The sequence below is a fragment of the Paracoccus sanguinis genome (genome assembly GCF_900106665.1).
Taxonomy (GTDB): Bacteria; Pseudomonadota; Alphaproteobacteria; order Rhodobacterales; family Rhodobacteraceae; genus Paracoccus; species Paracoccus panacisoli.
Genome location: NZ_FNNA01000001.1, coordinates 1,282,090 through 1,307,894 on the forward strand (window position 1 = coordinate 1,282,090; position 25,805 = coordinate 1,307,894).

At 71.2% G+C, this 25,805-nt stretch carries 25 protein-coding genes; 17 read left to right on the plus strand and 8 right to left on the minus strand.

Translation table 11 applies throughout. The features are described 5' to 3' along the window. The first annotated feature begins 27 nt into the window (after positions 1-27). The 10 genes from BLW17_RS06250 to BLW17_RS18500 all read left to right on the plus strand — a co-directional run bounded on the left by BLW17_RS06250 (position 28) and on the right by BLW17_RS18500 (position 9,690). On the plus strand, positions 28-2,034 hold the full coding sequence (locus BLW17_RS06250) for a cytochrome D1 domain-containing protein (RefSeq protein ID WP_269429102.1): 2,007 nt from the start codon (positions 28-30) through the stop codon (positions 2,032-2,034). Positions 2,035-2,134: 100 nt separating this feature from the next. Continuing rightward, a complete protein-coding gene (gene cobA / locus BLW17_RS06255) occupies positions 2,135-2,920 on the plus strand; it encodes a uroporphyrinogen-III C-methyltransferase (RefSeq protein ID WP_036736051.1) in 786 nt (261 codons plus the stop codon). Then, positions 2,913-3,263, plus strand: coding sequence for a c-type cytochrome (locus BLW17_RS06260; protein WP_052176598.1), 351 nt, complete (start codon positions 2,913-2,915; stop codon positions 3,261-3,263). The genes cobA and BLW17_RS06260 overlap by 8 nt, the downstream gene beginning before the upstream one ends. Next, positions 3,260-4,579: a cytochrome D1 domain-containing protein gene (locus tag BLW17_RS06265; RefSeq protein ID WP_081969241.1), complete on the plus strand. Its 1,320-nt coding sequence runs from the start codon at positions 3,260-3,262 to the stop codon at positions 4,577-4,579. The genes BLW17_RS06260 and BLW17_RS06265 overlap by 4 nt, the downstream gene beginning before the upstream one ends. Before the next feature lie 2 nt (positions 4,580-4,581). Then, complete coding sequence (gene ahbB, locus BLW17_RS06270) at positions 4,582-5,628, plus strand: siroheme decarboxylase subunit beta (RefSeq protein ID WP_074826227.1); 1,047 nt, start codon at positions 4,582-4,584, stop codon at positions 5,626-5,628. Continuing rightward, positions 5,625-6,107, plus strand: a complete 483-nt coding sequence (locus BLW17_RS06275; protein WP_052176417.1) for an Lrp/AsnC family transcriptional regulator — start codon at positions 5,625-5,627, stop codon at positions 6,105-6,107. The genes ahbB (BLW17_RS06270) and BLW17_RS06275 overlap by 4 nt, the downstream gene beginning before the upstream one ends. Next, positions 6,104-6,586 carry a siroheme decarboxylase subunit beta gene (gene ahbB, locus BLW17_RS06280; RefSeq protein WP_036701770.1) on the plus strand — a complete coding sequence of 161 codons (483 nt, stop codon included), beginning with the start codon at positions 6,104-6,106 and terminating at the stop codon, positions 6,584-6,586. Before BLW17_RS06275 ends, ahbB (BLW17_RS06280) begins: the two co-directional genes overlap by 4 nt. Positions 6,587-6,598: 12 nt before the next feature. Continuing rightward, positions 6,599-7,822 (plus strand): heme d1 biosynthesis radical SAM protein NirJ, encoded by a 1,224-nt coding sequence (gene nirJ, locus BLW17_RS06285; RefSeq protein WP_036733974.1) that lies wholly within the window; start codon positions 6,599-6,601, stop codon positions 7,820-7,822. Next, entirely contained in the window at positions 7,797-9,440 is a 1,644-nt protein-coding gene (locus BLW17_RS06290) for a nitrite reductase (RefSeq protein ID WP_081969149.1), read from the plus strand. The genes nirJ and BLW17_RS06290 overlap by 26 nt, the downstream gene beginning before the upstream one ends. A gap of 88 nt (positions 9,441-9,528) precedes the next feature. Next, complete coding sequence (locus BLW17_RS18500) at positions 9,529-9,690, plus strand: hypothetical protein (RefSeq protein WP_231572789.1); 162 nt, start codon at positions 9,529-9,531, stop codon at positions 9,688-9,690. Here the strand turns inward: BLW17_RS18500 and BLW17_RS19015 are convergent. Genes BLW17_RS19015 through BLW17_RS06305 form a run of 3 tightly spaced genes read right to left on the minus strand, consistent with a single transcriptional unit; the run spans position 9,687 to position 11,900 of the window. After that, entirely contained in the window at positions 9,687-10,145 is a 459-nt protein-coding gene (locus BLW17_RS19015; protein WP_269429083.1) for an aldehyde dehydrogenase family protein, read from the minus strand. The genes BLW17_RS18500 and BLW17_RS19015 overlap by 4 nt on opposite strands. A 37-nt stretch (positions 10,146-10,182) precedes the next feature. After that, complete coding sequence (locus tag BLW17_RS19020; RefSeq protein WP_197055280.1) at positions 10,183-11,103, minus strand: aldehyde dehydrogenase family protein; 921 nt, start codon at positions 11,101-11,103, stop codon at positions 10,183-10,185. Next, a complete protein-coding gene (locus tag BLW17_RS06305) occupies positions 11,100-11,900 on the minus strand; it encodes an SDR family oxidoreductase (RefSeq protein ID WP_036733977.1) in 801 nt (266 codons plus the stop codon). Before BLW17_RS06305 ends, BLW17_RS19020 begins: the two co-directional genes overlap by 4 nt. A 242-nt stretch (positions 11,901-12,142) precedes the next feature. Here BLW17_RS06305 and BLW17_RS06310 point away from each other — a divergent pair, with 242 nt between their 5' ends. From BLW17_RS06310 to BLW17_RS06340, 7 genes are all read left to right on the plus strand, one after another. After that, positions 12,143-14,017: a TRAP transporter large permease gene (locus tag BLW17_RS06310; protein ID WP_036733979.1), complete on the plus strand. Its 1,875-nt coding sequence runs from the start codon at positions 12,143-12,145 to the stop codon at positions 14,015-14,017. 20 nt (positions 14,018-14,037) lie between these two features. Next, complete coding sequence (locus BLW17_RS06315; RefSeq protein WP_036701757.1) at positions 14,038-15,054, plus strand: TRAP transporter substrate-binding protein; 1,017 nt, start codon at positions 14,038-14,040, stop codon at positions 15,052-15,054. Further along, positions 15,054-15,902, plus strand: a complete 849-nt coding sequence (locus BLW17_RS06320; RefSeq protein WP_052176418.1) for an IclR family transcriptional regulator — start codon at positions 15,054-15,056, stop codon at positions 15,900-15,902. The genes BLW17_RS06315 and BLW17_RS06320 overlap by 1 nt, the downstream gene beginning before the upstream one ends. Further along, positions 15,899-17,089 carry an acetyl-CoA acetyltransferase gene (locus tag BLW17_RS06325; protein WP_197055281.1) on the plus strand — a complete coding sequence of 397 codons (1,191 nt, stop codon included), beginning with the start codon at positions 15,899-15,901 and terminating at the stop codon, positions 17,087-17,089. The genes BLW17_RS06320 and BLW17_RS06325 overlap by 4 nt, the downstream gene beginning before the upstream one ends. Beyond that, positions 17,086-18,675, plus strand: a complete 1,590-nt coding sequence (locus tag BLW17_RS06330) for an acyl-CoA synthetase (protein WP_052176419.1) — start codon at positions 17,086-17,088, stop codon at positions 18,673-18,675. The genes BLW17_RS06325 and BLW17_RS06330 overlap by 4 nt, the downstream gene beginning before the upstream one ends. Positions 18,676-18,773: 98 nt before the next feature. Beyond that, positions 18,774-19,595: a PCC domain-containing protein gene (locus BLW17_RS06335; protein WP_036733983.1), complete on the plus strand. Its 822-nt coding sequence runs from the start codon at positions 18,774-18,776 to the stop codon at positions 19,593-19,595. Then, positions 19,592-20,356, plus strand: a complete 765-nt coding sequence (locus tag BLW17_RS06340; RefSeq protein ID WP_036733985.1) for an SDR family NAD(P)-dependent oxidoreductase — start codon at positions 19,592-19,594, stop codon at positions 20,354-20,356. The genes BLW17_RS06335 and BLW17_RS06340 overlap by 4 nt, the downstream gene beginning before the upstream one ends. Positions 20,357-20,359: 3 nt before the next feature. On the opposite strand, the gene BLW17_RS06345 is transcribed toward BLW17_RS06340, so the two are convergent. The 5 genes from BLW17_RS06345 to BLW17_RS06365 all read right to left on the minus strand — a co-directional run bounded on the left by BLW17_RS06345 (position 20,360) and on the right by BLW17_RS06365 (position 25,675). Beyond that, the gene (locus BLW17_RS06345; protein WP_036733988.1) at positions 20,360-21,130 is read right to left on the minus strand and encodes an ABC transporter ATP-binding protein; all 771 of its coding nucleotides are present in this window, start codon (positions 21,128-21,130) and stop codon (positions 20,360-20,362) included. Beyond that, positions 21,127-22,026: an ABC transporter ATP-binding protein gene (locus tag BLW17_RS06350; RefSeq protein ID WP_036708591.1), complete on the minus strand. Its 900-nt coding sequence runs from the start codon at positions 22,024-22,026 to the stop codon at positions 21,127-21,129. The genes BLW17_RS06345 and BLW17_RS06350 overlap by 4 nt, the downstream gene beginning before the upstream one ends. Continuing rightward, positions 22,023-22,955 carry a nickel transporter permease gene (gene nikC, locus BLW17_RS06355; RefSeq protein WP_036733990.1) on the minus strand — a complete coding sequence of 311 codons (933 nt, stop codon included), beginning with the start codon at positions 22,953-22,955 and terminating at the stop codon, positions 22,023-22,025. The genes BLW17_RS06350 and nikC overlap by 4 nt, the downstream gene beginning before the upstream one ends. Then, positions 22,952-23,962 (minus strand): ABC transporter permease, encoded by a 1,011-nt coding sequence (locus BLW17_RS06360; RefSeq protein WP_052176420.1) that lies wholly within the window; start codon positions 23,960-23,962, stop codon positions 22,952-22,954. Before BLW17_RS06360 ends, nikC begins: the two co-directional genes overlap by 4 nt. A 105-nt stretch (positions 23,963-24,067) precedes the next feature. Beyond that, positions 24,068-25,675: an ABC transporter substrate-binding protein gene (locus BLW17_RS06365; protein WP_036701737.1), complete on the minus strand. Its 1,608-nt coding sequence runs from the start codon at positions 25,673-25,675 to the stop codon at positions 24,068-24,070. Positions 25,676-25,805: the final 130 nt, after the last annotated feature.

The following is a 25,805-nucleotide window of genomic DNA, read 5'->3' on the forward strand; positions in this document are numbered from 1 at the left end:
GCCTTGGTGCTCGGCGCCGGGATGGCAGTGGCCCAGACGGCCGCGCCCGCACCCGCCGATGCCACGGCCGCCGCGCCCGCTGCGACTGCCCCTGCTGCGACCGCCCCCGCCGCAACCGCGCCTGCGGCCGACGCCGCGGCACCGGCGGCGAACGACAACGCGGCCCCTGCCGCGGACGCCGCCCCCGCCGCGGATGCGGCCCCTGCTGCGGACGCCGCCCCGGCTGCGGATGCCGCTCCGGCTGCCGATGACAGCGACCCGAACGCCGTGTCCGGCCCGCGCGCCGGCGCCGACACCAAGGTCGAGATCGCCCCCAGCTCGGCGGGCGCCGAAAAGACCACCGCCGACCAGGCCGCCCAGAAGGGCGAGGTCGCCGACCACACCTCGAAGCCGCAGGACCAGTACCAGCCGGCCCTGACCACGCTGGCCCAGGAACAGGTCGCCGCGCCCGGCACCGTGGACGGCGTCCCCTCGATGACCGAGGACGAGTTCAACCAGGCCAACAAGATCTATTTCGAGCGCTGCGCGGGCTGCCACGGCGTGCTGCGCAAGGGCGCGACCGGCAAGCCGCTGACCCCCGACATCACCCGCGAGCTGGGCTTCGACTACCTCAAGTCCTTCATCACCTACGGCTCGCCGGCCGGGATGCCCAACTGGGGTACCTCGGGCGACCTGACCGAGGCGCAGGTCGACCTGATGGCGAAATACGTCATGCAGGACCCGGCCAGCCCGCCCGAGTTCGGGATGCCGGAGATGAAGGAGACCTGGAAGCTCATCGTCAAGCCCGAGGACCGGCCGAAGCAGAAAGAGAACGACTGGGACCTCGAGAACCTGTTCTCGGTCACGCTGCGTGACGCGGGCCAGATCGCGCTGATCGACGGCGGCACCTACGAGATCAAGGCCGTGCTCGACACCGGCTACGCCGTCCACATCAGCCGGATGTCGGCCTCGGGCCGCTATCTGCTGGTCATCGGCCGCGACGCCAAGGTCGACATGATCGACCTGTGGATGAAGGAACCGGCGGTCGTCGCCGAGATCAAGGTCGGCTCGGAAGCGCGCTCGGTCGAGACCTCGAAGATGGAAGGCTGGGAGGACAAGTACGTCATCGCCGGCTCGTACTGGCCGCCGCAGTACGTGATCATGGACGGCGCGACGCTCGAGCCGCTCAAGATCGAATCGACCCGCGGGATGATCTACGACGAGCAGACCTATCACCCCGAACCGCGGGTGGCGGCGATCCTGTCGAGCCACTACCGGCCCGAGTTCATCGTCAACGTCAAGGAAACCGGCAAGATCCTGCTGGTGGACTACACTGACATCAAGAACCTCAAGACCACCGAGATCGAGGCCGAGCGGTTCCTGCATGACGGCGGCCTGGACAGCACCCACCGCTATTTCATCACCGCGGCGAACGCGCGCCACAAGCTGGTCGTCATCGACACCAAGGAAGGCAAGCTCGAGACCGTGGTGGACACCGGCGGGCAGACGCCCCACCCGGGCCGCGGCGCGAACTTCGTGCACCCGACCTTCGGGCCGGTCTGGGCGACCTCGCACCTCGGCGACGACAGCGTGGCGCTGATCGGCACCGACCCCGAGGGCCACAAGGACCAGGCCTGGAAGATCGTCGACAGCTTCCCGGCGCTCGGGGGCGGCTCGCTGTTCATCAAGACCTATCCGGGGTCGAACCACCTCTATGTGGACGCGCCGCTGAACCCCGAGGCGGACATCTCGGGTTCGGTCGCGGTGTTCGAGATCGACAAGATGAAGGGCGACGGGTCCGACCCCGAGTTCAAGACCCTGCCGATCGCCGAATGGGCCGAGATCGCCGATGGCCAGCCGCGCGTCGTCCAGGGCGAGTTCAACAAGGACGGGACCGAGATCTGGTTCTCGGTCTGGAACGCCAAGGACAAGGAATCGGCCATCGTCGTGGTGGACGACAAGACGCTCGAGCTGAAGAAGGTCATCAAGGACCCGCGGCTGGTCACGCCGACCGGCAAGTTCAACGTCAAGAACACCATGGGCGACATCTACTGATCGCCTGACTGAACCCGGGGGGCGCGGGTCCGCCTGCGCCCCCCTTTCTTCCCCCCCCAAGCCTTCCCCCCAGCCTTTCATGCAAGGGACACCGACCAAGATGCCGGGCAAAGTCTTCCTCATCGGCGCCGGATCGGGCGATCCGGACCTGCTGACGCTCAAGGCGCTGCGTCTCATCCAGAGCGCCGATGTGGTGGTCCATGACCGGCTGGTCAGCCCCGAGATCATGGCGCTGGTGCCCGCCGCCACGCGCCGCATCTCGGTCGGCAAGACCGCGGGCTTCCACTCGGTCCCGCAGGACCAGATCAACGCGCTGCTGGTCGAGCTGGCGCAGGCCGACCTGACCGTGGCGCGGCTGAAGGGCGGCGACCCGCTGATCTTCGGCCGCGGCTCGGAAGAGGCCGAGGAGCTTGCCGCCGCGGGCGTGGCCTATGCCTATGTGCCGGGGATCACCGCGGCGCAGGGGGCGGCGGCCTCGACAGGCGTGCCGCTCACCCACCGCGGGCTCGCCACCGGCGTGCGCTACGTCACCGGCCACCGCGCCGCGGACGAGGCGCTCGAACTCGACTGGGAGAGCCTTGCCGACCCCGACACGACGCTGGTCGTCTATATGGGCGCGGCCAACATGGCCGAGATCGCCGCCCGGCTGATCGCCCACGGCCTGCCCATCGACCTGCCGGTGCTGGCCGTCGCCCACGCCACCACCCCGCGCGAGCGGCGCCTGCCCTCGACGCTGGCGCGGATCGCCGCGGACCTCGCCGCCGAGCCGATGGAGGCGCCGGTGCTGTTCATGATCGGCCGCGTCGCCGGGCTTTACGCCACCGCCGCGCTGCCCCTGCCGCGCGAGCTGAAGGCGGCGCATCTGCGCGTGGTCGGGCATGGCTGACCCCGGCGTGACCGCGGCCCTCTGCGCGGCCGCCCTGGCCGTCACGGGCGCGGTCGCGGCAGCGCCCGGGACGGTCGCGCCCGACACGGTTGCACCCGCGCGGGCGGCCGAGCTGCGCCACATGGTCGTGCAGGACTGCGGCTCGTGCCACGGGCTGACGATGAAGGGCGGCCTCGGCAAGCCTATCACCCCCGCCGACCTCGCGGGGTTCGACACCGAGGGGCTGGCCGCGATCATCCTCGACGGCATTCCCGGCACCGCGATGCCCCCCTGGCGGCCGCTCATCTCCGAGGCCGACGCCCGCTGGATCGCCGACTACCTCAAGACGGAGAAGGTCGAATGACCCCGAAAACCCTGCTCGCCCTGACGGCCCTCACGCTTTCCCTGCCGCTCGCCGCCGCCGCGCAGGCGCCCGCGGCCCCGCAGGGGTCCGCGGTTGCGGAACCTGCGCCCGCGGCCCTCGCCGCCAGCGCCCCCGCCACCAGCGCCGCCTCCACCAGCGCCGCGGCGGCCGCGGACGTGCCGCACATCCCCGTCCCCACCCCGCCCTCGGTGCCCCCGGCGCTGTTGCGCGGGACCGGCGACCTCGGCGTCGTGATCGAGCGCGCCACCGGTTCGGTCCTCGTCGTGGACCAGTCCGATCGCGCCGCACTCTGCCGGATCGAGGGGTTGGGCGACCTTTCCCACGCCTCGCTGACCTTCTCGCCCGACGAGCGGCACGCCTATGTCTTCGGCCGCGACGGGGGGCTGTCGAAGCTCGACATCCTCGCCTGCACGCTCGAGGCGCGGATCGTCCAGGCCGGCAACGCCATCGGCGGGGCGATCTCGGACGACGGCAAGCTGGTCGCGGTCTCGAACTACGAGCCGGGCGGGGTGCGGGTGTTCGACGCCGACACCCTCGCCCCGGTGGCCGACGTGCCGATGGGGTCGAAGACCGTGGGCCTCGCCGACGTGCCGGGGTCGCGCTTCATCGTGGCGACCTGGGACACGGGCGAGGTCTGGCTGCTCGACCACGCCCGCAACCCCGCGAAGCCCGAGATCACCCGCGTCGAGGGCGTGGGCAAGAACCCCTATGACGGGCTGATGACCGCGGACGGGCGGACCTATCTGGTCGGGCTCTTCGGCGAAAAGGGGCTGACCACGCTGGATCTGTGGCAGGACCCGCCGGCGGTCCGGCGCATCCTGCCCGACTACGGCAAGGAGGAACCGGACCTGCCGGTCTACAAGATGCCGCATCTGCAGGGCTGGACGCTGGCCGCGGGCAGCTATGCGCTGCCGGCAGTGGGCCACCACGAGGTGCTGTGGGCCGATGCCGCGACCGGGGCCGAGACCGGCCGCACCAGGGTCGCGGGCCAGCCGGTGTTCGTCACCGCCCGCCCCGACGCGCGCGAGCTGTGGGTGAACTTCGCGCCGCCCGACAACGGCACGGTGCAGGTGCTCGACGCGCTGACGCACGAGGTCAAGCGCACCCTGACCCCCGGGCGCGGCATCCTGCATATGGAGTTCACGCCGCGCGGCCGCGAGGTCTGGCTGTCGGCGCGCGACGAGAACAAGGTGCTGATCTACGACACCCGCACCTATGAGCTGATCGGCGAGGTGCCGGCGCAGGCGCCCTCGGGCATCTTCTTCACCGCCCGGGCGCACCGGATGGGGCTGTGACGATGAACGACCTGACCCCGCCCCGCCCCACGCCGCCCCGCCCCACCCCCTGCCCCGACACGCGGCTGCTGGACGAGTTCCAGCGCGACCTGCCGCTGGTCCCGCGCCCCTTCGCGGCGATGGGCGCGGCGCTCGGGCTGACCGAGGCCGAGGTGCTCGACCGCCTGACCCGGCTCAAGGCGTCGGGGCGGATCACCCGCGTCGGCGCGACCTGCCGGCCGAACACCGCGGGCGCCTCGACCCTCGCGGCGCTGGCGATCCCGGCGGCGCGGATCGAGGCGGTCGCGGCCATCGTCGGCGCCGAGCCGGGGGTGAACCACTCGTACCTGCGCGAGGACGACTGGAACCTGTGGTTCGTCGCCACCGCGCCGACCGAGACGGAGCTTTCCGCCTGCCTCGCCCGGATCGAGGCGGCGAGCGGCCTGCGCGTCCTGTCGCTGCCCTTGGTGCGGCCCTTCAACATCGACCTCGGCTTTCGGCTCAGCGGCCCGCGCGCGGCACTCGGGCTGGACCGCGCGGCGGATATGGACGTGCTGCGCGACGACGACCGGCCGCTGATGCAGGCGCTGTCGGCGGGCCTGCCGCTGGTGCCGCAGCCCTTCGCGGCGCTGGCCGAGACGCTGGGGCGCAGCGAGGCCGAGGTGATCGACCGCATCGCCGCGCTGTCGGCGGCGCGCATCCTGACCCGCGTGGGGGTGATCGTGCGGCACCGGGCGCTCGGCTGGACCGCCAACGCGATGGTGGTCTGGCAACTGCCAGAGGACCGGATCGAGGCCGCCGGCACCGCGCTCGCGCAGTTGCCGGGGGTCACGCTCTGCTACCAGCGCCGGACGGTGCCGGGGGTCTGGGACTGGCCGCTCTTCTGCATGATCCATGCCCGCACCCGCCCCGAGGCGATGGCGGTGCTGGCCCGCGCCCGCGCCCTGCCGGCGCTGTCGGACGCGCCGCACAAGATCCTGTTCTCGACCCATTGCTTCAAGCAGCGCGGTGCGCTGATCGAGGCCCCCGCCGAAGACCCGGCCGCGCACCTCGCCGGGGCGGACGCATGACCCGCCCCGCCCGCCAGACCCTGCCCGAGGGCACGCTCGACGCGACCGACCGCGCGATCCTCAACGCGCTGCAGGAGGGGTTTCCGATCACCCCGCGCCCCTATGACGACGCGGGCGCCGCGCTGGGGATCACCGGCGATGCGCTGATCGCCCGGATCGCGCGGCTCAGAGAGATCGGTGCCATCACCCGCTTCGGCCCGTTCTTCGACGCCGCCGCGATGGGCGGGGCGTTCTGCCTCTGCGCGATGTCGGTGCCCGCCGAACGCTGGGACGAGGTCGTGACAAAGGTCAATGCGCGGCCCGAGGTGGCGCATAACTATGAACGCAGCCACGCGCTGAACATGTGGTTCGTGCTGGCCACCGACCGGCCCGAGGGCATCGCCCGCGCGGCCGGGGCGATCGAGGCAGAGACGGGGCTGAGCGTGATGCTGTTTCCAAAGCTCGAGGAATATTTCATCGGCTTCCGGGTGCCGGCATGACCCCGCTCGACGCCATCGACCGCAGCATCGTCAAGGCCACGCAGGCCGGGCTGCCGCTGACGCCCGCGCCCTATGCCGAGGTCGCGGCCGTGATCGGCCTGACCGAGGCCGAGGTGATCGAGCGCATCGCCGCGATGCAGGAGCGCGGGATCATCCGCCGCATCGCCATCGCGCCGCATCACTACGCGCTCGGCATGACCGCCAACGGGATGAGCGTCTGGGACGTGGACGACGACCAGATCAGCGCGCTCGGCGCCCGGATCGGCGCGCTGCCCTATGTCACCCACTGCTACCAGCGCCCCCGCGCGCGGCCGGCCTGGCCCTATAACCTCTTCGCCATGCTGCACGGCTCGGGCCGGGACGAGGTCGAGGCCAAGCGCCGCGAGGTCGAGGCGATCCTCGGCCCCGCCTGTCGCGCGTCCGACATCCTCTATTCGACGCGCATCCTGAAAAAGACCGGCCTTCGGCTGGCCGACTGAGAAGGGAACGCCATGTTCCGCCTGACCCAGTACATGCACCAGCTCAAGCACCCCACCCCGGTGCGCCGCCGCGGCACGCCGGGATCGGTGAAGCCGGTGGTGATCTGGAACCTGACCCGCACCTGCAACCTCAAGTGCCGGCACTGCTATACCGTCAGCTCCGACAACGTCTTTCCGGGCGAGCTGACCCACGACCAGGCGATGGGGGTGCTCGATGACCTCGCCGCCTTCCGCATCCCGGCGCTGATCCTGTCGGGCGGCGAGCCGCTCTCGCGCTTCGACTTCTGGGACCTGGCCGAGCGGGCGCGGGCGCTCGACTTCCGCCACCTGTCGCTTTCGACCAACGGGACGAAGCTGGGCGAGCCGGGGGTGGCCGACCGGGTCGCGGCGCTGGGGTTCGACTATGTCGGCATCAGCCTCGACGGGATCGGGGCCACGAACGACTGGTTCCGGGGGGTCGAGGGGGCCTTTGCCAACGCCCTCGCCGGCGTCCGGGCCTGCAAGGCGCGCGGCGTCAAGGTGGGGCTGCGCTTCACCATCACCCGCGACAATGGCGACCAGCTGCCGCAGATGCTGGACCTGTGCGAGGCCGAGGGGGTGGACAAGTTCTACCTGTCGCACCTCGTCTATGCCGGGCGCGGCGACAAGCACCGCGGCGAGGATCAGGAGCACGACCACACCCGCCGGGCGATGGACCTGCTGATCGAGCGCGGCTGGGATGCGGTGGCGAACGGCCGCCCGCTCGAGATCGTGACCGGCAACAACGACGCCGACGCGGTGTATTTCCTGCGCTGGGCCGAGAGCCGCTTCGCGCCCGAGGCGGTGGCGCATCTGCGCGAGCATCTCGTGGCGTGGGGCGGCAACTCGTCGGGCCTGGGGGTCGCCAACATCGACCCGCAGGGCAAGGTGCACCCCGACACCTACTGGTCGGACTACACGGTGGGCTCGGTCAAGGAAAAGCCGTTCAGCGCGTGGTGGACCGGCGACGACCCCATGCTGGCGACGCTGCGGACGCGGCCCCGCCCGCTCAAGGGCCGCTGCGGCGCCTGCGCCTTCCAGGACGTGTGCGGCGGCAACACCCGCATCCGGGCGCTGCAACTGACCGGCGACCCGTGGGCCGAGGACCCGGCCTGCTATCTCTCCCACGCCGAGATCGGGGTCGCGCACGACCTCGACCGGCTGACCGTTTCCCCGTTCCGAGGCAAGAGCCATGATCCCGCGCATCGTTTCTTCTGAAAGACACCCTCGGCGGGGGGATTTTCACCAGAAGGAAACGCCCGCGCGCGCACGCTCCGGCGTCCTTCTGGCCCGGATACCCCTTCGCCCGCTGTCGCTCGCGCTCACGCTGGCCCTGCCCGGCGCGGCGCTGGCCGATGCCGCGGCGGATTACGCCGAGCATTGCGCCTCCTGCCACGCCGAGAACCGCATGGGCGGCACCGGGCCGGCGCTGATCCCCGAGACGCTGGGGCGGGTCAAGGGCCTTGACGCGGTGATCGCGCATGGCCGCCCCTCGACCCAGATGGCGGGATTCGAGGGCACGCTCTCGCCCGAGCAGATCGCCGGGTTGGTCGAGTTCATCAAGTCCCCGGTGGCCGAGGTGCCCGCCTGGGGCGCGCCCGAGATCGCCGAATCGCGCGTGATGGCCGAGGACTACACCCCCGCCGAAAAGCCCGTGTTCAGCGCCGACCCGATGAACATCACGCTGGTCGTGGAAACCGGCGACCACCACGTGAGCGTGCTGGACGGCGACAGCTTCGAGGTGCTCGACCGCTTCCCCACGCCCTACGCCGTCCACGGCGGGCCGAAGTTCTCGCCCGACGGGCGCTATGTCTTCGTCATGTCGCGCGACGGCTGGGTCGAGAAATACGACATCTGGTCGCTGAAAGAGGTCGGCCGCGTCCGCGCCGGCCTCAACAGCCGCAACATCGCCATGAGCCACGACGGCAAGTGGCTCGCCGTCGCCAACTACCTGCCGCAGACGCTGACCATCCTCGACACCGCCACGCTCGAGCCGGTCAAGGTGATCGAGGTCAAGGCCAAGGACGGCACCCCCAGCCGCGTCTCGGCGGTCTATCAGGCGCCCGATCGCAAGAGCTTCATCCTCGCCCTCAAGGACGCCCCCGAGATCTGGGAGGTGGCGACCTCGCCCGACGCCGGCCCCTACGAGGACGGCTACGTCCACAGCTACGAGGCCGGCGCGAAAGAGAGCTTCGGCGCGCAAGCCGGGCTGTTCGCGCGGCGCCGCATCCCGATCGCCGAGCCGCTGGACGATTTCTTCTTCGACCCCGGCTACCGCAACCTGATCGGCACCAACCGCGAGGGCACCAAGGGCGTTGTGATCAACCTCGTCTCGGGCGGCAAGGTGGCCGAGCTGCCGCTGCCGGGGATGCCGCATCTCGGCTCGGGCATCACCTGGGATCGCAACGGCCACAAGGTGCTGGCCACCCCGCATCTGAACGAGGGGGTGCTGTCGGTCATCGACATGAGCGACTGGAGTCTGGTCAAGCAGATCAAGACCGACGGGCCGGGGTTCTTCCTGCGCAGCCACGAGACCTCGCCCTATGTCTGGGCGGACGTCTTCTTCGGCCCGCACAAGGACGAGATGCACATCATCGACAAGCAGACGCTCGAGATCGTCAAGACGCTGAACCCCGCGCCGGGCAAGACCGTCGCGCATACCGAGTTCACCAAGGACGGCCGCTATGCGCTCGTTTCGGTGTGGGAGGATGAGGGCGCGGTGATCGTCTACGACGCCAAGACGCTTGAAGAGGTGAAGCGCCTGCCGATGCGCAAGCCCAGCGGGAAGTACAATGTCTGGAACAAGATCCACTTCGAGGAAGGCACCAGCCACTGAGCGGTGCGGTGGCCCGGTCCCTGCGGCAGGCCGGGCCCCGTTCCGCTGGCGGCTGGCGCTCGGGCTGGCGCCCTTCGTCTGGGCGGCGGTGGCGATCAACCTGTTCATGGGGGCGCTGATCGGGCAGGCGATGGGCTGGGGCAGCCTCAGCCCATGGCTGGCGATGGCGCTGGCCGTGCCGCTGACCGTCCCCGCGGGCTGGCTCGCGGCGCGCTGGGTCGGCGGGCTCCTCGACGCGGCCGAGGGCTAGCGGCGCCCCGCTCCTGCGAGCTTGCGCGCAGCGGCGAGCAGCGTGCCGACCAGCTGCCCGCGGGCGCCCCACGGCGGGCGCACCAGCGCCGTCCCGGCCCAGCGCGCCTGCACCATCACCGGCCGCTTCTTCGAGAACTGCGCGAAGCCGTCGAGCCCGTGATAGGCGCCCATGCCGCTGTCCCCGACGCCCCCGAACGGCAGGTTGAGCTGCGCGAGGTGGAAGATCGTGTCGTTCAGCGTCACCCCGCCCGACATGGTCCGCGCCAGCACCTCATCCTGCCGCCCCCGGTCGTCGTCGAAGTAGTAGAGCGCGAGCGGGCGCGGCCTTGCGTTGACGAACGCCAGCGCCGCGTCGAGCGTCCCGGCCGGGACCACGGGCAGGACGGGGCCGAAGATCTCCTCGCGCATCAGCAGGCTGTCGGGGTCCGGGTCGATCAACAGCGTCGGCGGCATGATCCGGCCGTTGGCACCGGGCGGCACCGGGGCGAGCTCAACAACCCGCGCGCCGCGTCCGCGCGTCGGCGACCAGATCGCGCAGCCGGGTCAGGTGCCCGTCGCTCACGATCCGCGTGTAGTCCGCGCCGAGCCCCTTGGGGTAGAGCCGCGCCACCGCCCGCGCCGCCTCGGCCTCGAACGCCGCGATCCGGCCCGACGGGACCAGCGCGTAATCCGGCGCCACGCAGGTCTGCCCGGCGTTGTAGAGCTTGCCGGTCATCAGCCGCCCCACCGAACGGGGCAGGTCGGCGCTGTCGTGCAGGATCGCGGGCGACTTGCCGCCCAGTTCCAGCGTCACCGGCGTCAGGTTCCGCGCCGCCGCCGCCATCACCTCGCGCCCGACCCGGGTCGAGCCGGTGAAGACCAGATGGTCCCAGGGCTGCGCCGAGAAGTCGCGGGCGACCTCGACCCCGCCGGTCACGATGGCCAGCTTCTCGGGCGGGAAGGCGCCAGAGACCAGCGTGGCCAGCGCCTCGGCCGTGCGGGGGGCGAGTTCCGAGGGCTTCAGCATCACCCGGTTGCCCGCCGCGAGCGCCTCGACCGCCGGGCCGAGGGTCAGCAGGATCGGATAGTTCCAGGCCCCGATCACCCCCACCACGCCGAGCGGCTGGTATTCCCACAACGCCCGCGCCGGCCACAGGAAGGGCGAGCCCGCCACCCGCCGCCGCCGCATCCAGCGCGCGAGGTGCCGGCGCGCGTGGGCGATCTGTGCGTAGAGCGGCACGAGTTCCAGCGCCTGCGTCTCGGCCGCCGGACGGCCGCCGAAGTCCTGATCGACGGCGGCGATGAGCGCCGCTTCATGGGCGCGGATGGCGCGGGCCAGCGCCGCCAGCGCCGCCCGCCGCGCCGCCGCATCGGGGCGCGGCCCGGCGGCGAAATCCGCGCGCTGGCGGGCGAGCAGGTCCGCCGCGCTCATTCCCGCCCCCGGAAGCGGTCCATCGAGTGATAGACGCCGAACATCCGTGCGCCCACCGCGTCGAATACCCGCACGGGCATCAGCCCCTTGAGCAGCGGCAGGGTGTTCACGATCGCGGGAAGGCGCAGGAAGATGCGGTCGCGCCGGATCGCCCGCACGATTGCATCCGCGACCTTTTCGGGTTTCAGCAGCGGGATCAGCCGCAGCTTGGCGCCCGCGAACATCCCGGTGTCGATGTAGGTCGGGGCGACGGTGGTGACGCGGACCCCGGTGCGCCCCATCTCCATCTCGAGCCTGAGCGAATCGGACCAGCCGATCATCGCCCATTTGCTGGCCGCATAGACCGCCATGTTGGGGTTCGACAGCATCCCTGCGGCCGAGGCGATGTTGACGACGTGCCCGCGCCTGCGGGCGATCATGCCCGGCAGGAACGCGCGGGTCAGGACCATCGGGGCGACGCTGTTGATCTCGACGGTGCGGCGGATGTCGCGGTCCGAGTGATCCGCGAAGGGCTTGCCGACCACGATGCCCGCGTTGTTCATCAGGATGTCGGGGGCGAAGCCCGCCGCCTCGGCCTCGGCAATGGCGCGCGACAGGTCGTCGGGATCGGAGAGGTCCACGCGCACCGCCGTCACCGCAGGCCCGAGCTGCGCGGCAGTGCGGGCGAGCGCCGCGGCATCGACGTCCCACAGTGTCACCTGCGCGGCCCCGGCGGCGAGCAGCCGCTCGGCCGTCAGGCGCCCGATCCCCGACGCGCCCCCGGTCACCAGCGCCACGGCGCCCCTGATCTCGGTCATGGCTGGCCTCCCCCCGCCGCTTCGGGGCGAAGCCTACGCCGCGCTGCGGGCTGCGCGAAAGCGACGTGGCGTCACACGGTGAGGGGGCGACAGGGCCAGCACGCCTGTTCCATATTGCGGAACGACGACAACCCGCATTTTTCCCTTGCCCGCGGCGTTTTCCGCGGCTTCTCTGTCGTCTGAGGAGAACGCGACGCGACCCCCGCTCCATAAGGCGGAACGCGCGCGGCGGGGGAGGACGGATGGAGCGCGCCGAGGAACCGGACGCCGAGCTTGCGCTGGGCGGCATCGAGACGCTGACCGAGCCGAAGAAGGCCGAGCCGTGGATGCGCCCGGTGGAGCTCGCCGCCGCGGCGCTGCTGGCGCTGATGATGACGGTGGTCGTCGCCAACGTGTTCTTCCGCTACGTGCTGCACCACCCGCTGATCTGGGGCGACGAGCTCGCCTCGCTCGCCTTCATCTGGATGGCGCTGCTGGGCGCGGCCATCGCCGTGGACCGGCACGAGCATCTGCGCCTGACCATCGTGCTGCCGCTCTTTTCCGAGCGGATGCAGCGGGCGCTCGACGTGTTCGGGCGCATCGCGGTGGCGGTGCTGCTGATCCGGCTGCTGCCCGAGGCAGTCAGCTACGCCTATGAGGAATCCTTCATCACCTCGCCCGCGATGGGCCTGCCGATGTCGATCCGCGCCTCGGCGCTGCCGGCGGGGATCGGGCTGATGACGATCCTCATGCTGCTGTCGGTGGCGCGCAGCCGCGACTGGCCGGCGATCTTCGGTTCGATCCTGCTGATCGGGGCGGTGGTGGGGGTGCTGCTGTGGGCGCGCCCGACGCTCGCGGGCTTGGGGAACTGGAACCTGCCGCTGTTCCTCGGGCTGGTCGTGGCGGGGCTCTTGGCCATCGGGGTGCCCATCGCCTTCTGCTTCGCGCTCGGCACGCTCGCCTATCTGACCTTCGCCAGCCACGCGCCGGTGTTCGTCATGCTGGGCCGGATGGACGAGGGGATGTCGTCGCTGATCCTCTTGTCGGTGCCGGTCTTCGTGCTTCTGGGCTGCATCCTCGACGAGACGGGGATGGGCCGGGCCATCGTCAATTTCCTCGCCTCGCTGCTGGGCCATGTGAAGGCGGGGATGAGCTACGTGCTTCTGGGCTCGATGTTCCTCGTCTCGGGGATCTCGGGGTCCAAGGTCTCGGACATGGCGACCGTGGCCCCGGCGCTCTTCCCCGAGATGCGCCGCCGCGGCCATTCGCCGGCCGAGATGACCGCGCTCTTGGCCACCGGCGCGGCGATGGCCGACACGGTGCCGCCGTCCATCGTGCTGATCGTGCTCGGCTCGGCGGCCGGGGTGTCCATCGCCGGGCTCTTCACCGCGGGCTTCGTCATCGCGATGGTGCTGCTGCTGGTGCTCGCGGTGCTCGCGCGCTGGAAGGCGCGGGGCGAGGACATGGGCGGCGTGCGCCGCGCGCCGATGTCGATCATCGGCAGGACGGCGCTGATCGCCGCCCCGGCGCTGGCGCTGCCCTTCATGATCCGCAGCCTCGTCGGCGGCGGCATCGCCACCGCGACCGAGGTCTCGGCCATCGCCGTCGTCTATGCCTTCGTGATCGGCGTCGTGCTCTATGGCGGCATCCCGCGCCGGCGGGTGGTGCCGATGCTGGTCGAGACGGTGGCCATGTCGGGGGCGATCCTGCTGATCCTCGGCACCGCCTCGGCCATGTCCTGGGCGCTGACCCAGTCGGGGTTCGCCCGCGACCTGACGGCGCTGATGGCCGGGCTGCCGGGCGGGCCGGCGATCTTTCTGGTCGCCTCGATCGTGGTCTTCCTGATCCTCGGCTGCGTGCTCGAGGGGTTGCCGGCCATCGTCCTGCTGGCGCCGATCTTGTTCCCGCTGGCCCGGACGCTGGGGATCAACGACATCCACTACGCGATGGTCGTCGTCACCGCGATGAACATCGGCCTGATGGCGCCGCCCATCGGCATCGGCTTCTACATCGCCTGCAAGATCGCGGGCATCTCGCCCGATCAGGTGATGGGCCGCATCTGGCCCTATCTCGCCGCGCTGCTCGCCGGCCTCGCGGTGATCGCCGCGGTGCCGGCGCTGTCCACTGCCTATCTGTAACTCTCTGGGAGGAGACCACCATGCAGACCACCCGCCGCACGCTTCTGCTCGGCGCCGCCGCCGCCGGCCTCGCCGCGCCTTTCCTGCGCCCCGGCCCGGCGCGGGCCGCCGAGTTCACCATGAAGCTGGCCAACAACCAGCCGATGACCCACCCCACGAACATTCGCGCCGCGGAAGCCGTCAAGGCCATCGCCGAGGAAACCGGCGGGCGCGTGGACGTGCAGGTGTTCCCGTCGAACCAGCTTGGCGCCGACACCGACGTGCTGGGCCAGCTGCGCTCGGGCGGGGTCGAGTTCTTCCTGCTGTCGCCGATCATCCTGTCGACGCTGGTGCCGAACGCCTCGATCAACGGGGTGGGCTTCGCCTTCCCGAACTACGACGCCGTCTGGGCGGCGATGGACGGCGAGCTGGGCGCCTATGAGCGGGCCGAGATCGAGAAATCCGGCCTCGTGGTGATGGAGAAGATCTGGGACAACGGCTTCCGCCAGACGACCTCGTCGGTCAAGCCGATCACCGCCCCCGCCGATTTCGAGGGGATGAAGATCCGGGTGCCGGTCTCGCCGCTCTGGACCTCGATGTTCACGGCGCTGGGGACCGCGCCGACCTCGATCAACTTCGCCGAGGTCTATTCGGCGCTGCAGACCGGGATCGTGGACGGGCAGGAGAACCCGCTCGCCATCATCTCGACCTCGAAGCTGGCCGAGGTGCAGAAATACTGCTCGCTCACCAACCACATGTGGGACGGGTTCTGGATGCTGGCCAACCGCCGCGCCTGGGGCGGGCTGCCCGAGGATCTTCAGGCCGTCGTCGCCAAGCACTTCAACGCCGCGGCGGTGAACCAGCGCGCCGACGTGCAGGCGCTGAACGCCTCGCTCAAGGGCGATCTGGAAAAGGCGGGGCTGGTCTTCAACGAGGTCGACCCGGCGCCGTTCGAGGCGAAGCTGCGCGAGGCGGGCTTCTATGCCGAGTGGAAGGGCAAGTACGGCGACGAGGCCTGGGCGATCCTCGAAAAGGCCATCGGCCGGACGCTCGCCTGATGCTGTCCCGGCCCGCCGCGCTGGCCACGGCGCCCGACCGCGCCACCCCCGCCCCTGCCGTGCAGGGCGGGGCGCAGGCGGTGGACCGGGCGCTGGGGCTGCTCGCGGCGGTGGGCCGGGCCCCGGCCGAGGGGGCGACACTGGCCGCGCTCGCCTGCGCGGCGGGGATGTCCAAGCCGACCGCGCGGCGGCTGCTCATCTCGCTCATCGCCGCGCATCTGGTGGAACAGGACCGCGGCAGCCGCGCCTATCACCTCGGGCCCGGCGCGTGGCTTCTGGGCCTGCGCGCCGGGCGGCGGCACGACATGGCGCGGCTCGCCGCCGACTGCGTGGCCCGGCTGGCGGCGGAAAGCGGCGACAGCGCCTTCGTCGTGGTGCCGCAGGGCGACGAATACCTGTGCCTCACGCGGATCGAGGGCGCCCACCCGGTCCGCACCCACGCGATGCTGGCCGGCGACCGCAACCCGCTGGGCGCGGGCGCGGCGGGGATCGCGCTGCTCGCCGCGCTGCCCGAGGCCGAGGCGCAGGCGGCGCTGCGGCGCCTCGCCCCCGCGCTGACCGCGAGGATGGGCGAGGAGGCCGCCGCCCACGTGGCGGGCGACGTGGCCCGCGCCCGCGCCACCGGCCATGCGCTGAACCCCGGGCGGGTCGTCGCGGGCTCGTGGGGGATCGGCGTGCCGGTGCTCTGGCCCGACGGGCGGCCCGCCGCGGCGCTCTCGATCGCCGCGGTCGAGACGCGCATGGGCCCGGCGCGCGAGGAGGATCTGGCCCGCCTGCTTCGGGCCGAGGCCGCCACGCTGGCCGACCGGCTGGCCCATCACCTGACCCCGGAAAGGATGCTGCCGTGACCGACCCCACCCTTCGCCCGAACGACCCGCTGATCGTCGGCTGGGCGCATACGAAGTTCGGCAAGTCCGAGGCGCCCGACACCCAGGCCCTGATGGCCGAGGTCGCGGGCCCGGCGCTGGCCCACGCGGGCGTCACGGCGGGCGACGTGGACGGGATCTTCGTGGGGGTCTGGAACAACGGCTTTTCGCGGCAGGATTTCCAGGGCGCGCTGGTGGCGATGGGCACGCCCGAGCTCGCCGGCGTGCCGTTCCTGCGGACCGAGAACGCCTGCGCCACCGGCTCGGCCGCGCTTTACGCGGCGGCGGATTTCATCGCCTCGGGCCGGGGGCGGGTGGCGCTGGTGATCGGGGCCGAAAAGATGACCGCCACCCCGGTGGCCGAGGTCGGCGACATCCTGCTGGCCGCCAGCTACGTCCCCGAGGAGGCGGCGGTCGCGGGCGGCTTTGCCGGGGTCTTCGGGCAGATCGCCAAGAGCTATTTCCAGCGCCACGGGGATCGCAGCGAGGAGCTCGCCATGATCGCCGCCAAGAACCACGCGAACGGGGCGCGGAACCCGCTGGCGCATATGCAGAAGGATGTCGGCGTCGATTTCTGCAACACGCCCAGCGACAAGAACCCGCTGGTGGCGGGGCCGCTCAGGCGCACGGACTGCTCGCTCATCTCGGACGGGGCGGCGGCCCTCGTGCTGGCGGATGCGGCGACGGCCGCGGGGCTGGCGCGCGGGGTCCGGTTCCGGGCCCGGGCGCAGGCGGGCGACCTGCTGGCGCTCTCGCGGCGCGACCCCATCGCGTTCCAGGGCGCACATCGCGCCTGGGCCGGGGCGCTGGCGCAGGCCGGGGTGGGGATCGCGGACCTCGATCTGGTCGAGACGCACGACTGCTTCACCATCGCCGAGATGATCGAATACGAGGCGATGGGCCTCGCCGCGCCCGGCGAGGGCTGGAAGGTGGTGCGCGAGGGCACCGCGCGGATGGACGGCGCGCTGCCGGTGAACCCCTCGGGCGGGCTCAAGGCGCGCGGGCATCCGATCGGGGCCACGGGGGTTTCGCAGCACGTCATGGCGGCGATGCAGCTCGTGGGCGAGGCGGGCGCGATGCAGGTGCCGGGCGCGACGCTCGCCGGGGTGTTCAACATGGGCGGGGCGGCGGTCGCCAACTACTGCTCGATCCTCGAGAGGGTGCGATGAAGCCGGTCTCGACCCGCGTCATGAACCTCGCCACGCTGCTCACGCAAGCGGCGCGGCGCGACCCCGAGGGCGTGGCGCAGGTGATGGGCGAGGCGCGGTGGAGCTGGGCCGCGTTCGACGCACGCGTGGATGCGCTGGCGGCGGGGTTGCAGGACCGGCTGGGGCTGCAGAAGGGCGACCGGGTGATGGTCCAGTCGCAGAACTGCCTTGAGATGATGCAGGCGATGTTTGCGGTCTGGCGCGCGGGCGGGGTCTGGGTGCCCGCCAACTTCCGCCAGACGCCCGACGAGGTCGTCTATCTCACCCAGGCCTCGGGCGCGCGCGGGCTGATCTGCAACGCGGCCTTTCCCGACCACGCCGCGGCCTGCGCGGCGGACTGCCCCGATCTGGCGTGGACGCTGTCCATCGGCGGCGGGACGTTCGACCCCGCGCTCGAGGCGCTGACCGAGGATCACATGGGCCAGCGCCCGCAGGTGGCGGCGGTGGACCGCGACGATCCCTGCTGGTTCTTCTTCACCTCTGGGACCACCGGGCGGCCCAAGGCCTCGGTCCTGACGCATGGGCAGATGGGGTTCGTGGTGACGAACCACCTCGCCGACCTGATGCCGGGGCTGACGGGGGCGGATGCCTCGCTGGTGGTGGCGCCCCTCTCGCATGGCGCGGGGGTGCACCAGCTCACGCAGGTGGCGCGGGGGGTCAAGACGGTCCTGATGCCGTCCGAGCGTTTCGACGTCGAGACGGTGTGGCGGCTGGTGGCCGAGTGGCGGGTGTCCACGATGTTCACCGTCCCCACCATCCTCAAGCTGCTGGTCGAGCATCCCGCGACCGCCTCGGCCGACCTGTCCTCCCTGCGCTATGTCATCTACGCCGGCGCGCCGATGTACCGCGAGGACCAGAAGCGCGCGCTGGCGACGCTGGGCCCGGTGCTGGTGCAGTATTTCGGGCTGGGCGAGGTGACCGGCAACATCACCGTCCTGCCCGCCTGGGCGCATGACGGCGACGACGCGACGGCGCGGATCGGGACCTGCGGCTTTCCCCGCACCGGGATCGAGGTGCAGGTGCAGGACGACGCGGGCCGCGAAGTGGGGCCGGGCGAGACAGGGGAAATCTGCGTGATCGGCCCGGCGGTGTTCGCGGGCTATCACGACAACCCCGAGGCCAACGCCAAGGCCTTCCGCGACGGCTGGTTCCGCACCGGCGATCTGGGCCACATGGACGCCGCGGGGTACCTTTATATCACCGGGCGGCAGTCGGATATGTTCATCTCGGGCGGGTCCAACGTCTATCCGCGCGAGATCGAGGAGAAGATTCTCACTCACCCCGCGATCAGCGAGGTCGCCGTGCTGGGGATGCCGGACCCGCTCTGGGGCGAGGTCGGCTGGGCGGTCTGCGTGGCGCGTCCGGGCGCCGAGGTGGACGAGGCGGGGCTGACCGCCTTCCTCGACGGCAAGCTGAGCCGCTACAAGCTGCCCCGGCGCGTGGTGTTCTGGGAGGCGCTGCCCAAATCCGCCTACGGCAAGATCACCAAGAAGATGATCCGCGAGGAACTTGACCGCCGCGAGGCGGATCGTGGGGCGGGGACATGAGTGCGCCGGCCCCGCCCGGACGGGGGCGCGCTGCGGCGGGCGCGGCGCCCGGCGTGGCCGCCCGGCCGGGATATTTGGGCAGGGAAGAAACCGGGCGCATGGTCCATCCCGGCCCGCGCGCGGCCGAGCGGGCGGTTGCGGTGCGGGCGCGGGTTGAGCCGGTCTCGGGGGTGCTGAGGGCCGGCGAGACGGTGATGGCGGGCGTGGCGAGGCTGTTCGCCGAGGCCGGCTGCCGCGGCGGGATGGTGTTTCTGGACGGCTTGACCTGCGAGCCGCTGCGCTATGTGCTGCCGGCGCTCTCCACCGACGGGGTCCATGCGGCGTGGTATTCGGACACGCACAGTCTGGAGGACGCACGGATCATTCGCGCCACGGCCAGCGTCGGGACGCGCGACGGGGCGGCTTTCCTGCACGGACACGGGCTGTGGCAGGCGGGCCGGGCGCCGGTGGCGATGGGGCATCTGCTGCCGTTCGAAAGCGTCGTGGCCGCCGACGCCCCGGTGACGGGGCTGGGGGCGCGGGACGCCGGGTTCGTGGCGCGCCCGGACGACGAGACCGCCTTCACCCTGTTCCAGCCCGAGGGTGGCGGCGCGGGCGACAGCCTCCTCGCCCGGATCGCGCCGGGCGAGGACGTGGTGACCTCCATCGAGGCGCTCGCCGCCGCGCATGGCATCATCGACGCCCGGCTGCATGGCCTCGGCAGCATCGACCATGTGCGCTTCGCCCAGGGGGGCCGGATGGACTGCCTCGCCACCGAACTGCGGCTGCACGGCGCGGTGCTGCGCGCGGGTCGGGCGCAGGTGGGCATCGAGGTCGTGGACATCGCCGGGCGGATCAAGTCGGGCGAGCTGAAACGCGGCGCCAACCCGGTGGGCGTGACGCTGGAACTGCTGATCGAACCGATGGAGGACCGCCCATGACCACCCACGCCAAGGTCGCGCTGATCACCGGGGCCGCGCGCGGCATCGGCCTCGCCACAACGGAAATCCTGCTCGAACGCGGCTGGCAGGTGGCGATGGTCGACCGCGACGGCCCGGCGCTGTCCGAGGCGGCCGCGGGTTTGCAGGGGGTGAATCCGATCGTCGCGGATGTCTCGATCCCGGCCGAGGTGGACGCCATGCGGGACGCGGCGCTCAGCCGCTTCGGGCGGCTCGACGGGCTGGTCAACAACGCGGGCGTGGCGCTGTTCGCCCGCGCCCCGCAGACCGATTTCGAGGCGTGGCGCGAGGTGATGGCCACCAACCTCGACGGGGTGTTCCTCTGCACCCAGGCGCTGGTCCCGGCGCTGGCCGAGACGCGGGGGGCGATCGTCAACATCGCCTCGATCTCGGGGCTGCGGGCGTCCACGCTGCGGGTCGCCTATGGCACCTCGAAGGCGGCGGTGATCCACCTGACCAAGCAGTTCGCGGCGGAACTGGGCGAGCAGGGCATCCGCGTGAACTGCATCGCGCCGGGGCCGGTCAGGACCAAGCTCGCCATGGCCGTCCACGCGCCCGAGATCATCGCGGCCTATTACGACGCCATCCCGCTCAACCGCTACGGCGAGGCGCGCGAGATCGGCGAGGGGATCGCCTTCCTGCTGTCGGAGGCGGCGAGTTTCGTCACCGGCCAGACGCTGGCGGTGGATGGCGGGTTCGACGCGACCGGCGTGGGCCTGCCGGCGCTGCGGCGCGAGGACTAGGCCCTAGCCCGCCGAGCCGACATAGCTGGCCGACGCCTCGATCAGGTGGCGCGTATAGGCGCTGTCGGCGCGGCCTGCGCGCAGCGCCGCGGCGTCCAGCCGGTCCACGATCAGCCCGCCCTGCATCACCGCCAGCCGCTGGCAGAGATGCCCGATCACCGCGAGGTCGTGGCTGACCATCAGGTAGGTCAGCCCCCGGTCGGCGCGCAGATCGGCGAGCAGGTTCAGGATTTCCGCCTGCACCGACACGTCGAGCGCCGAGGTCGGCTCATCCAGCAGCAACAGCGCCGGCTCTCCGGCCAGGGCGCGGGCCACGGCGACCCGCTGGCGCTGGCCGCCCGAGAGCTGGTGCGGATAGCGGAAGCGGAAGCCCTGCCCCAGCCCCACGTCGTCGAGCAGCCGGGCGATCCGGCGGTCGATGTCGTCCATCCCTTGCAGCTTGAGCGTCTCGGCCAGCACCCGGTCGACGGTGTGGCGCGGGTGCAGGCTCGCATAGGGGTCCTGGAACACCATCTGCACCTTGCGGTGGAACGCCTTGCTGCGGGCGGTGCCGCGCAGGCTCTCGCCATCCACGGTGATGGTCCCCGACCAGGTCGGCGCCAGCCCGGCGAGCGCGCGCAGGATGGTGGACTTGCCCGAGCCGGATTCGCCCACCAGCCCGAAGCTTTCGCCCCGCGCGACGGTCAGGTCGACGCCCTTGACCGCATCCACGCGGTCGGGCGGGTTGCCGAACCACACCCGCAGGTCGCGGATCTCGAGGATCGGCGCGCTCATCGCACGCCCCCCGGAAACGCGTCGATCATCGAGGCATCGACCAGCGCGGGGTCGAGCGGGCCGTCCTTCCACTCGGGGCGACGCTCCAGCACCGCCAGCCGCTCGACCGGCGCATCGAGGCGGGGCAGGCTGTTCAAGAGCCCCTGCGTATAGGGGTGCCGGGCGGCGTGCAGGTCGCGGGCGGCCAGCGTTTCCACCACCCGGCCGGCATACATGATGAGCACCCGGTCGCAGAACTGGGCGACGAGGTTCAGGTCGTGGCTGATGAAGATCAGCCCCATGCCGCGGTCGCGCACCAGATCGTCCATGATCCGCAACACCTCGGTCCGCACCGAGACGTCCAGCGCGCTGGTCGGCTCGTCCGCGATCAGGATTTCCGGGCCCGAGGCGAGCATCATGGCGATCATGATCCGCTGCCCCATCCCGCCCGAGACCTCGTGCGGATAGGCGCCGAACACCCGCTCCGGCTCGCGGATGCGGACCGCCTCGAGCATCTCCATCGCGCGGGTGCGGGCGGTGGCGCGGCCGGCGCCGGTCTGCTGGCGATAGGCCTCGACGATCTGGTCGCCGACCCGCATCACCGGGTTGAGGCTGAACTTGGGGTCCTGCATCACCATGCTGATCCGGCGGCCGCGGATGGCGCGCATCTGCCGCTCGGGCAGGTTCAGGATCGACTGGCCGTCAAGCTCCATCCGCTCGGCCGTCACGCGGCCGGGCGGGCGCACGAGGCCGAGGATGGCGCGGCCGGTCATCGACTTGCCCGAGCCGGATTCGCCCACCACGCCCAGCCGCTCACGGCCGAGGTCGAAGCTGACGCCGCGCACCGCCTCGAACACGCCCTGCCGGGTGGGGAAGGCGACCCGCAGGTCGCGGACTGAGAGGAGCGGCGCGCTCATTCCGCGCCTCCCTTGGGGTCGAGCACGTCGCGCAAGCCATCGCCGAGGAAGTTGAAGGCGAGGCTGACGAGGAAGATCGCGATCCCCGGCATCGCCGCGACCCACCAGAAATCGAGGATGTAGGTCCGCCCGTCCGAGATCATCGCCCCCCACTCCGGCTGCGGCGGCTGCGCACCGAGGCCGAGGAACCCGAGCCCCGCCGCCGACAGGATGATCCCGGCCATGTCGAGCGCCACCCGCACGATCAGCGACGAAAGGCAAAGCGGCCAGATGTGCAGCACCAGCAGCCGCAGGGGCGAGGCGCCCTGCATCCGCGCCGCGGCGATGAAGTCGGCGTTGCGGATGGTCAGCGTCTCGGCCCGCGCGAGGCGGGCATAGGGCGGCCAGCCGGTGATCGCCAGCGCAAGCACCGCGTTGGTGATCGACGGCCCCAGCGCCGCGACGAAGGCCAGCGCGAGGATCAGCTTGGGGAAGGCGAGGAAGATGTCGGTGATCCGCATCAGCACCTGGTCTACCCAGCCGCCCGCGAAGCCCGCCAGCGTGCCGACGATCAGCCCGATCAGCGGCGAGATCAGCGCCACCGTGCCGACGATGAACAGCGTGATCCGCGACCCCCAGATCAGCCGCGAGAGGATGTCGCGCCCGAGGTGGTCGGTCCCCAGCCAGTGCGCGGCCGAGGGCGGTTGCAGCCGCTCGGCGAGGTTCTGGGCATAGGGACTCGCCGGGGCCAGCAGCGGGGCAAAGATCGCGGTGCCGATCAGCAGGATCAGGATGATCAGCCCGACGACGGCCAGGTGGTTGGCGCGGAACACCAGCCAGCCCTGATAGAGCGCCCCCAGCCGCGCCTGCCGGCGGGTGGTGGGCGCGTCCGACAGAAGCCACTCGCGGGTGGATTGCGGGGTGGCGGCGTGATCTGGCAGGGGGGTCATCCGGCCCTCGGGTCGAGCACGCGATACAGGATGTCGCTGAGCAGGTTCAGCGCCACGAAGCAGGTGCCGACGACGATCGTGCCGCCGAGAACCGCGTTCATGTCGCCGGCGAGCAGCGTCTTGGTGATGTAGCTGCCGATGCCGGGCCACGAGAAGATGATCTCGGTCAGCACCGACCCTTCGAGCAGCGAGCCGAACGACAGCGCGATCACGGTGATCAGCGGCACCGCGATGTTGCGGAAGGCATGGCCCCAGATCACCCGGCGCTCGGACAGGCCCTTGACCCGCGCGGTGGTGATGTATTCGGACGAGAGCTGTTCCAGCATGAAGCTGCGGGTCATGCGGCTGATGTAGGCGAGGCTGAAATAGCCCAAGAGCGAGGCCGGCAGGATGATGTGCGAGAACGCATCCCGCCACGCCGCCCAGTCCCCGGCCAGCGCCGAGTCGACCAGCAGGAGCCCGGTCCGCACCGGCACCATGCCGTCATAGATGATCCCCTGCCGCCCCGGCCCCCCGACCCAGTTGAGGATGCCGTAGAACACCAGCAGCCCCATCAGCCCCAGCCAGAAGATCGGCACCGAATAGCCGACCAGCGCCAGCACGCGGGCCACCTGGTCGATCCAGCCGCCCCGGTTCGCCGCCGCGATGACGCCCAGCGGCACCCCCACGGTGACCCCGATCAGCGTGCCCAGCGCCGCCAGCTCGAGCGTCGCGGGGAACACCCGGCGCAGGTCCTCGGCCACCGGATGCCCGGTCGAGATCGAGCGCCCGAAATCGCCCTGCAGCACGTCGCCGATATAGCGCAGGAACTGGACGATCAGCGGCTGGTCGAGGCCCATGGCCTGCCGCGCGGCCTCGTATTGCGCGGGCGTGGCGCGCTCGCCCACCACCTTCAGCACCGGGTCGATGGGCATCACCCGGCCGATGATGAAGGTGACGAGCAGCAGCCCCAGCATCGTCAGCAACAGCGACAGGAACACCCCGCCGATCTGACGGGTGCGGCGCATGGCCCGGCTGGGGCCGCGCGGGGACGCGCCCGGACCCTCGGGGCCCGGATCGGCAGAGCCGGGCGGTAGGGTCCGCCCGGCGAGCTGGTCGGTCGTGGACAAGGGTTACTCGGCCTTCTTCGTCACCGAGCGGTACTGCACCGAGGTCACGGCGCCGCCGCCCGACCAGCCCTCGACGCCCTTCTGCGAGGCGGTCTGTTCGACCCGCTGGAACAGCGGCAGGATCGGGGCCACGTCGTGGTACTGCTTCTGCAGGTCCAGATACATCGTCTTGCGCTTCTCGCCGTCGCCCTCGGTCACCGCAGCCTCGACGGCGGCCTGCATCTCGGCCGGCACCGCGTACGAGTTGCGCCACGCGAGCGTCGAGCCCTTCTCGGCCTCGTTGTCGGGGTTCAGCGCAAAGGTCGAGGCGTTGGTCTGCGGGTCGGCATAGTCCGGCCCCCATTCGCCCAGGAAGATCGGCACCTGCCGGGCGCGATAGGCGTCGAGCACCTGCGCCCCGGTCATCTGCTCGATGTTGAGCGTCAGCCCGGCCTCGGCCATCGACGCCTGCAGCGTCTGGGCCACGTCCAGATATTCGCGCAGGTCGCGGACCTTGGTCGTCACGGTGCCGCCCGTCACCCCGCCCTCGGCGAGGATCTTCTTCGCGGCCTCGACGTCATAGGTCCACGAGTTGTCGTCCGAGGCGCCCAGATACCCCTCGGGCAGGAAGTTCTGGTGGATCTTCCACTGGCCCTTGAGGAAGCTGCCGGCCATGCCCTCGAAGTTGACGAGGTGGCGCATCGCCTTGATGACGGCCGGGTTCGACAGCAGCGGGTCCTTCTGGCTCAGGCCCATGTAGAGGATGCGGCCGCGCGGCTCGTCGGTGATCTTGAGCGCGTCGTTGCCGGCCACCGCCTCGACGTCGGTGGGGGTCAGGTTGCGGGCCACGTCGATGTCGCCCTGCTCGAGCTGCAGCCGCTGGGCGCTGGATTCCTGCACGTTGCGGACGATCACCCGCTTCATCGCCGGGGCGCCCTGGAAATAGCCCTCGTTCGCGACGAGCTGCACGGCCTCGTTCGGGCGCCACGCGGCCAGCGAATACGGACCCGAGCCGGCGCTGTTCGTCGACAGCCAGGTGTTGCCCAGGTCCTCGCCCTGGACATTGGCCATCACGGTTTCCTTGTCCACGACCGAGGCGACGCTGGCCGTGAGGCAGTTCAGCACGAAGGTCTCGGCGTAGGGCTTGTCCATGGTGATGGACAGCGTGTTGCCCTCGGCCTTGACCATCTGCTCGACGTTCTCGGGCGTCAGGCCGAACTGGGTCAGGATGAAGGCCGGCGACTTGTCCAGCTTGACGGCGCGCTGGATCGACCAGGCGGCGTCCTCGGCCCGGACCGGGTTGCCGGACTGGAACTTGACCCCCTCGCGCATGGTCAGCGTCAGGGTCTTGCCGTCCTCGCTGGTCTTCCAGCTTTCGGCGAGGCTGGGCTGGAAGCCCTTGTCCAGCGCCAGCGGGTCGAAGTCCACGAGCCGGTCATAGAGGTTCTGGGTGACGTCGTTGCCCGAGAACTCGAAGCTCTGCGCCGGGTCGAGGCTGATGATGTCGTCGATGGTTGCGGCGACGACCAGCGTGTCGGCGGGCGTCGCGGCCCAGGCGGCGGGCAGGGCGAGGGGCGAGAGGGCCACGGCCGAGGCCAGCAGCAGCGCACGGGCGGTGATCTGGAATGTCATGGGATGATGTCCTGTTGGTGGCGCGTGAGGCCCGTCTTGGCGCGGGTCCAGCCGCGACACTGCGGCAGAAGTGCGGGGGAAACAAGACCGGGCTGGTTTTTCGCCCCCGCCCCGCCCGGCTCGCGCGGCC

Coding starts and splice junctions, on each gene's coding strand:
- cobA (WP_036736051.1), top strand. CDS start 2,135: ATGCCGGGCAAAGTCTTCCTCATCGGCGCCGGATCGGGCGATCCGGAC.
- BLW17_RS06260 (WP_052176598.1), top strand. CDS start 2,913: ATGGCTGACCCCGGCGTGACCGCGGCCCTCTGCGCGGCCGCCCTGGCC.
- BLW17_RS06265 (WP_081969241.1), top strand. CDS start 3,260: ATGACCCCGAAAACCCTGCTCGCCCTGACGGCCCTCACGCTTTCCCTG.
- ahbB (WP_074826227.1), top strand. CDS start 4,582: ATGAACGACCTGACCCCGCCCCGCCCCACGCCGCCCCGCCCCACCCCC.
- BLW17_RS06275 (WP_052176417.1), top strand. CDS start 5,625: ATGACCCGCCCCGCCCGCCAGACCCTGCCCGAGGGCACGCTCGACGCG.
- ahbB (WP_036701770.1), top strand. CDS start 6,104: ATGACCCCGCTCGACGCCATCGACCGCAGCATCGTCAAGGCCACGCAG.
- nirJ (WP_036733974.1), top strand. CDS start 6,599: ATGTTCCGCCTGACCCAGTACATGCACCAGCTCAAGCACCCCACCCCG.
- BLW17_RS06290 (WP_081969149.1), top strand. CDS start 7,797: ATGATCCCGCGCATCGTTTCTTCTGAAAGACACCCTCGGCGGGGGGAT.
- BLW17_RS19015 (WP_269429083.1), bottom strand. CDS start 10,145: ATGCCGCCGACGCTGTTGATCGACCCGGACCCCGACAGCCTGCTGATG.
- BLW17_RS19020 (WP_197055280.1), bottom strand. CDS start 11,103: ATGAGCGCGGCGGACCTGCTCGCCCGCCAGCGCGCGGATTTCGCCGCC.
- BLW17_RS06305 (WP_036733977.1), bottom strand. CDS start 11,900: ATGACCGAGATCAGGGGCGCCGTGGCGCTGGTGACCGGGGGCGCGTCG.
- BLW17_RS06310 (WP_036733979.1), top strand. CDS start 12,143: ATGGAGCGCGCCGAGGAACCGGACGCCGAGCTTGCGCTGGGCGGCATC.
- BLW17_RS06315 (WP_036701757.1), top strand. CDS start 14,038: ATGCAGACCACCCGCCGCACGCTTCTGCTCGGCGCCGCCGCCGCCGGC.
- BLW17_RS06320 (WP_052176418.1), top strand. CDS start 15,054: ATGCTGTCCCGGCCCGCCGCGCTGGCCACGGCGCCCGACCGCGCCACC.
- BLW17_RS06330 (WP_052176419.1), top strand. CDS start 17,086: ATGAAGCCGGTCTCGACCCGCGTCATGAACCTCGCCACGCTGCTCACG.
- BLW17_RS06335 (WP_036733983.1), top strand. CDS start 18,774: ATGGTCCATCCCGGCCCGCGCGCGGCCGAGCGGGCGGTTGCGGTGCGG.
- BLW17_RS06340 (WP_036733985.1), top strand. CDS start 19,592: ATGACCACCCACGCCAAGGTCGCGCTGATCACCGGGGCCGCGCGCGGC.
- BLW17_RS06345 (WP_036733988.1), bottom strand. CDS start 21,130: ATGAGCGCGCCGATCCTCGAGATCCGCGACCTGCGGGTGTGGTTCGGC.
- BLW17_RS06350 (WP_036708591.1), bottom strand. CDS start 22,026: ATGAGCGCGCCGCTCCTCTCAGTCCGCGACCTGCGGGTCGCCTTCCCC.
- nikC (WP_036733990.1), bottom strand. CDS start 22,955: ATGACCCCCCTGCCAGATCACGCCGCCACCCCGCAATCCACCCGCGAG.
- BLW17_RS06360 (WP_052176420.1), bottom strand. CDS start 23,962: ATGCGCCGCACCCGTCAGATCGGCGGGGTGTTCCTGTCGCTGTTGCTG.
- BLW17_RS06365 (WP_036701737.1), bottom strand. CDS start 25,675: ATGACATTCCAGATCACCGCCCGTGCGCTGCTGCTGGCCTCGGCCGTG.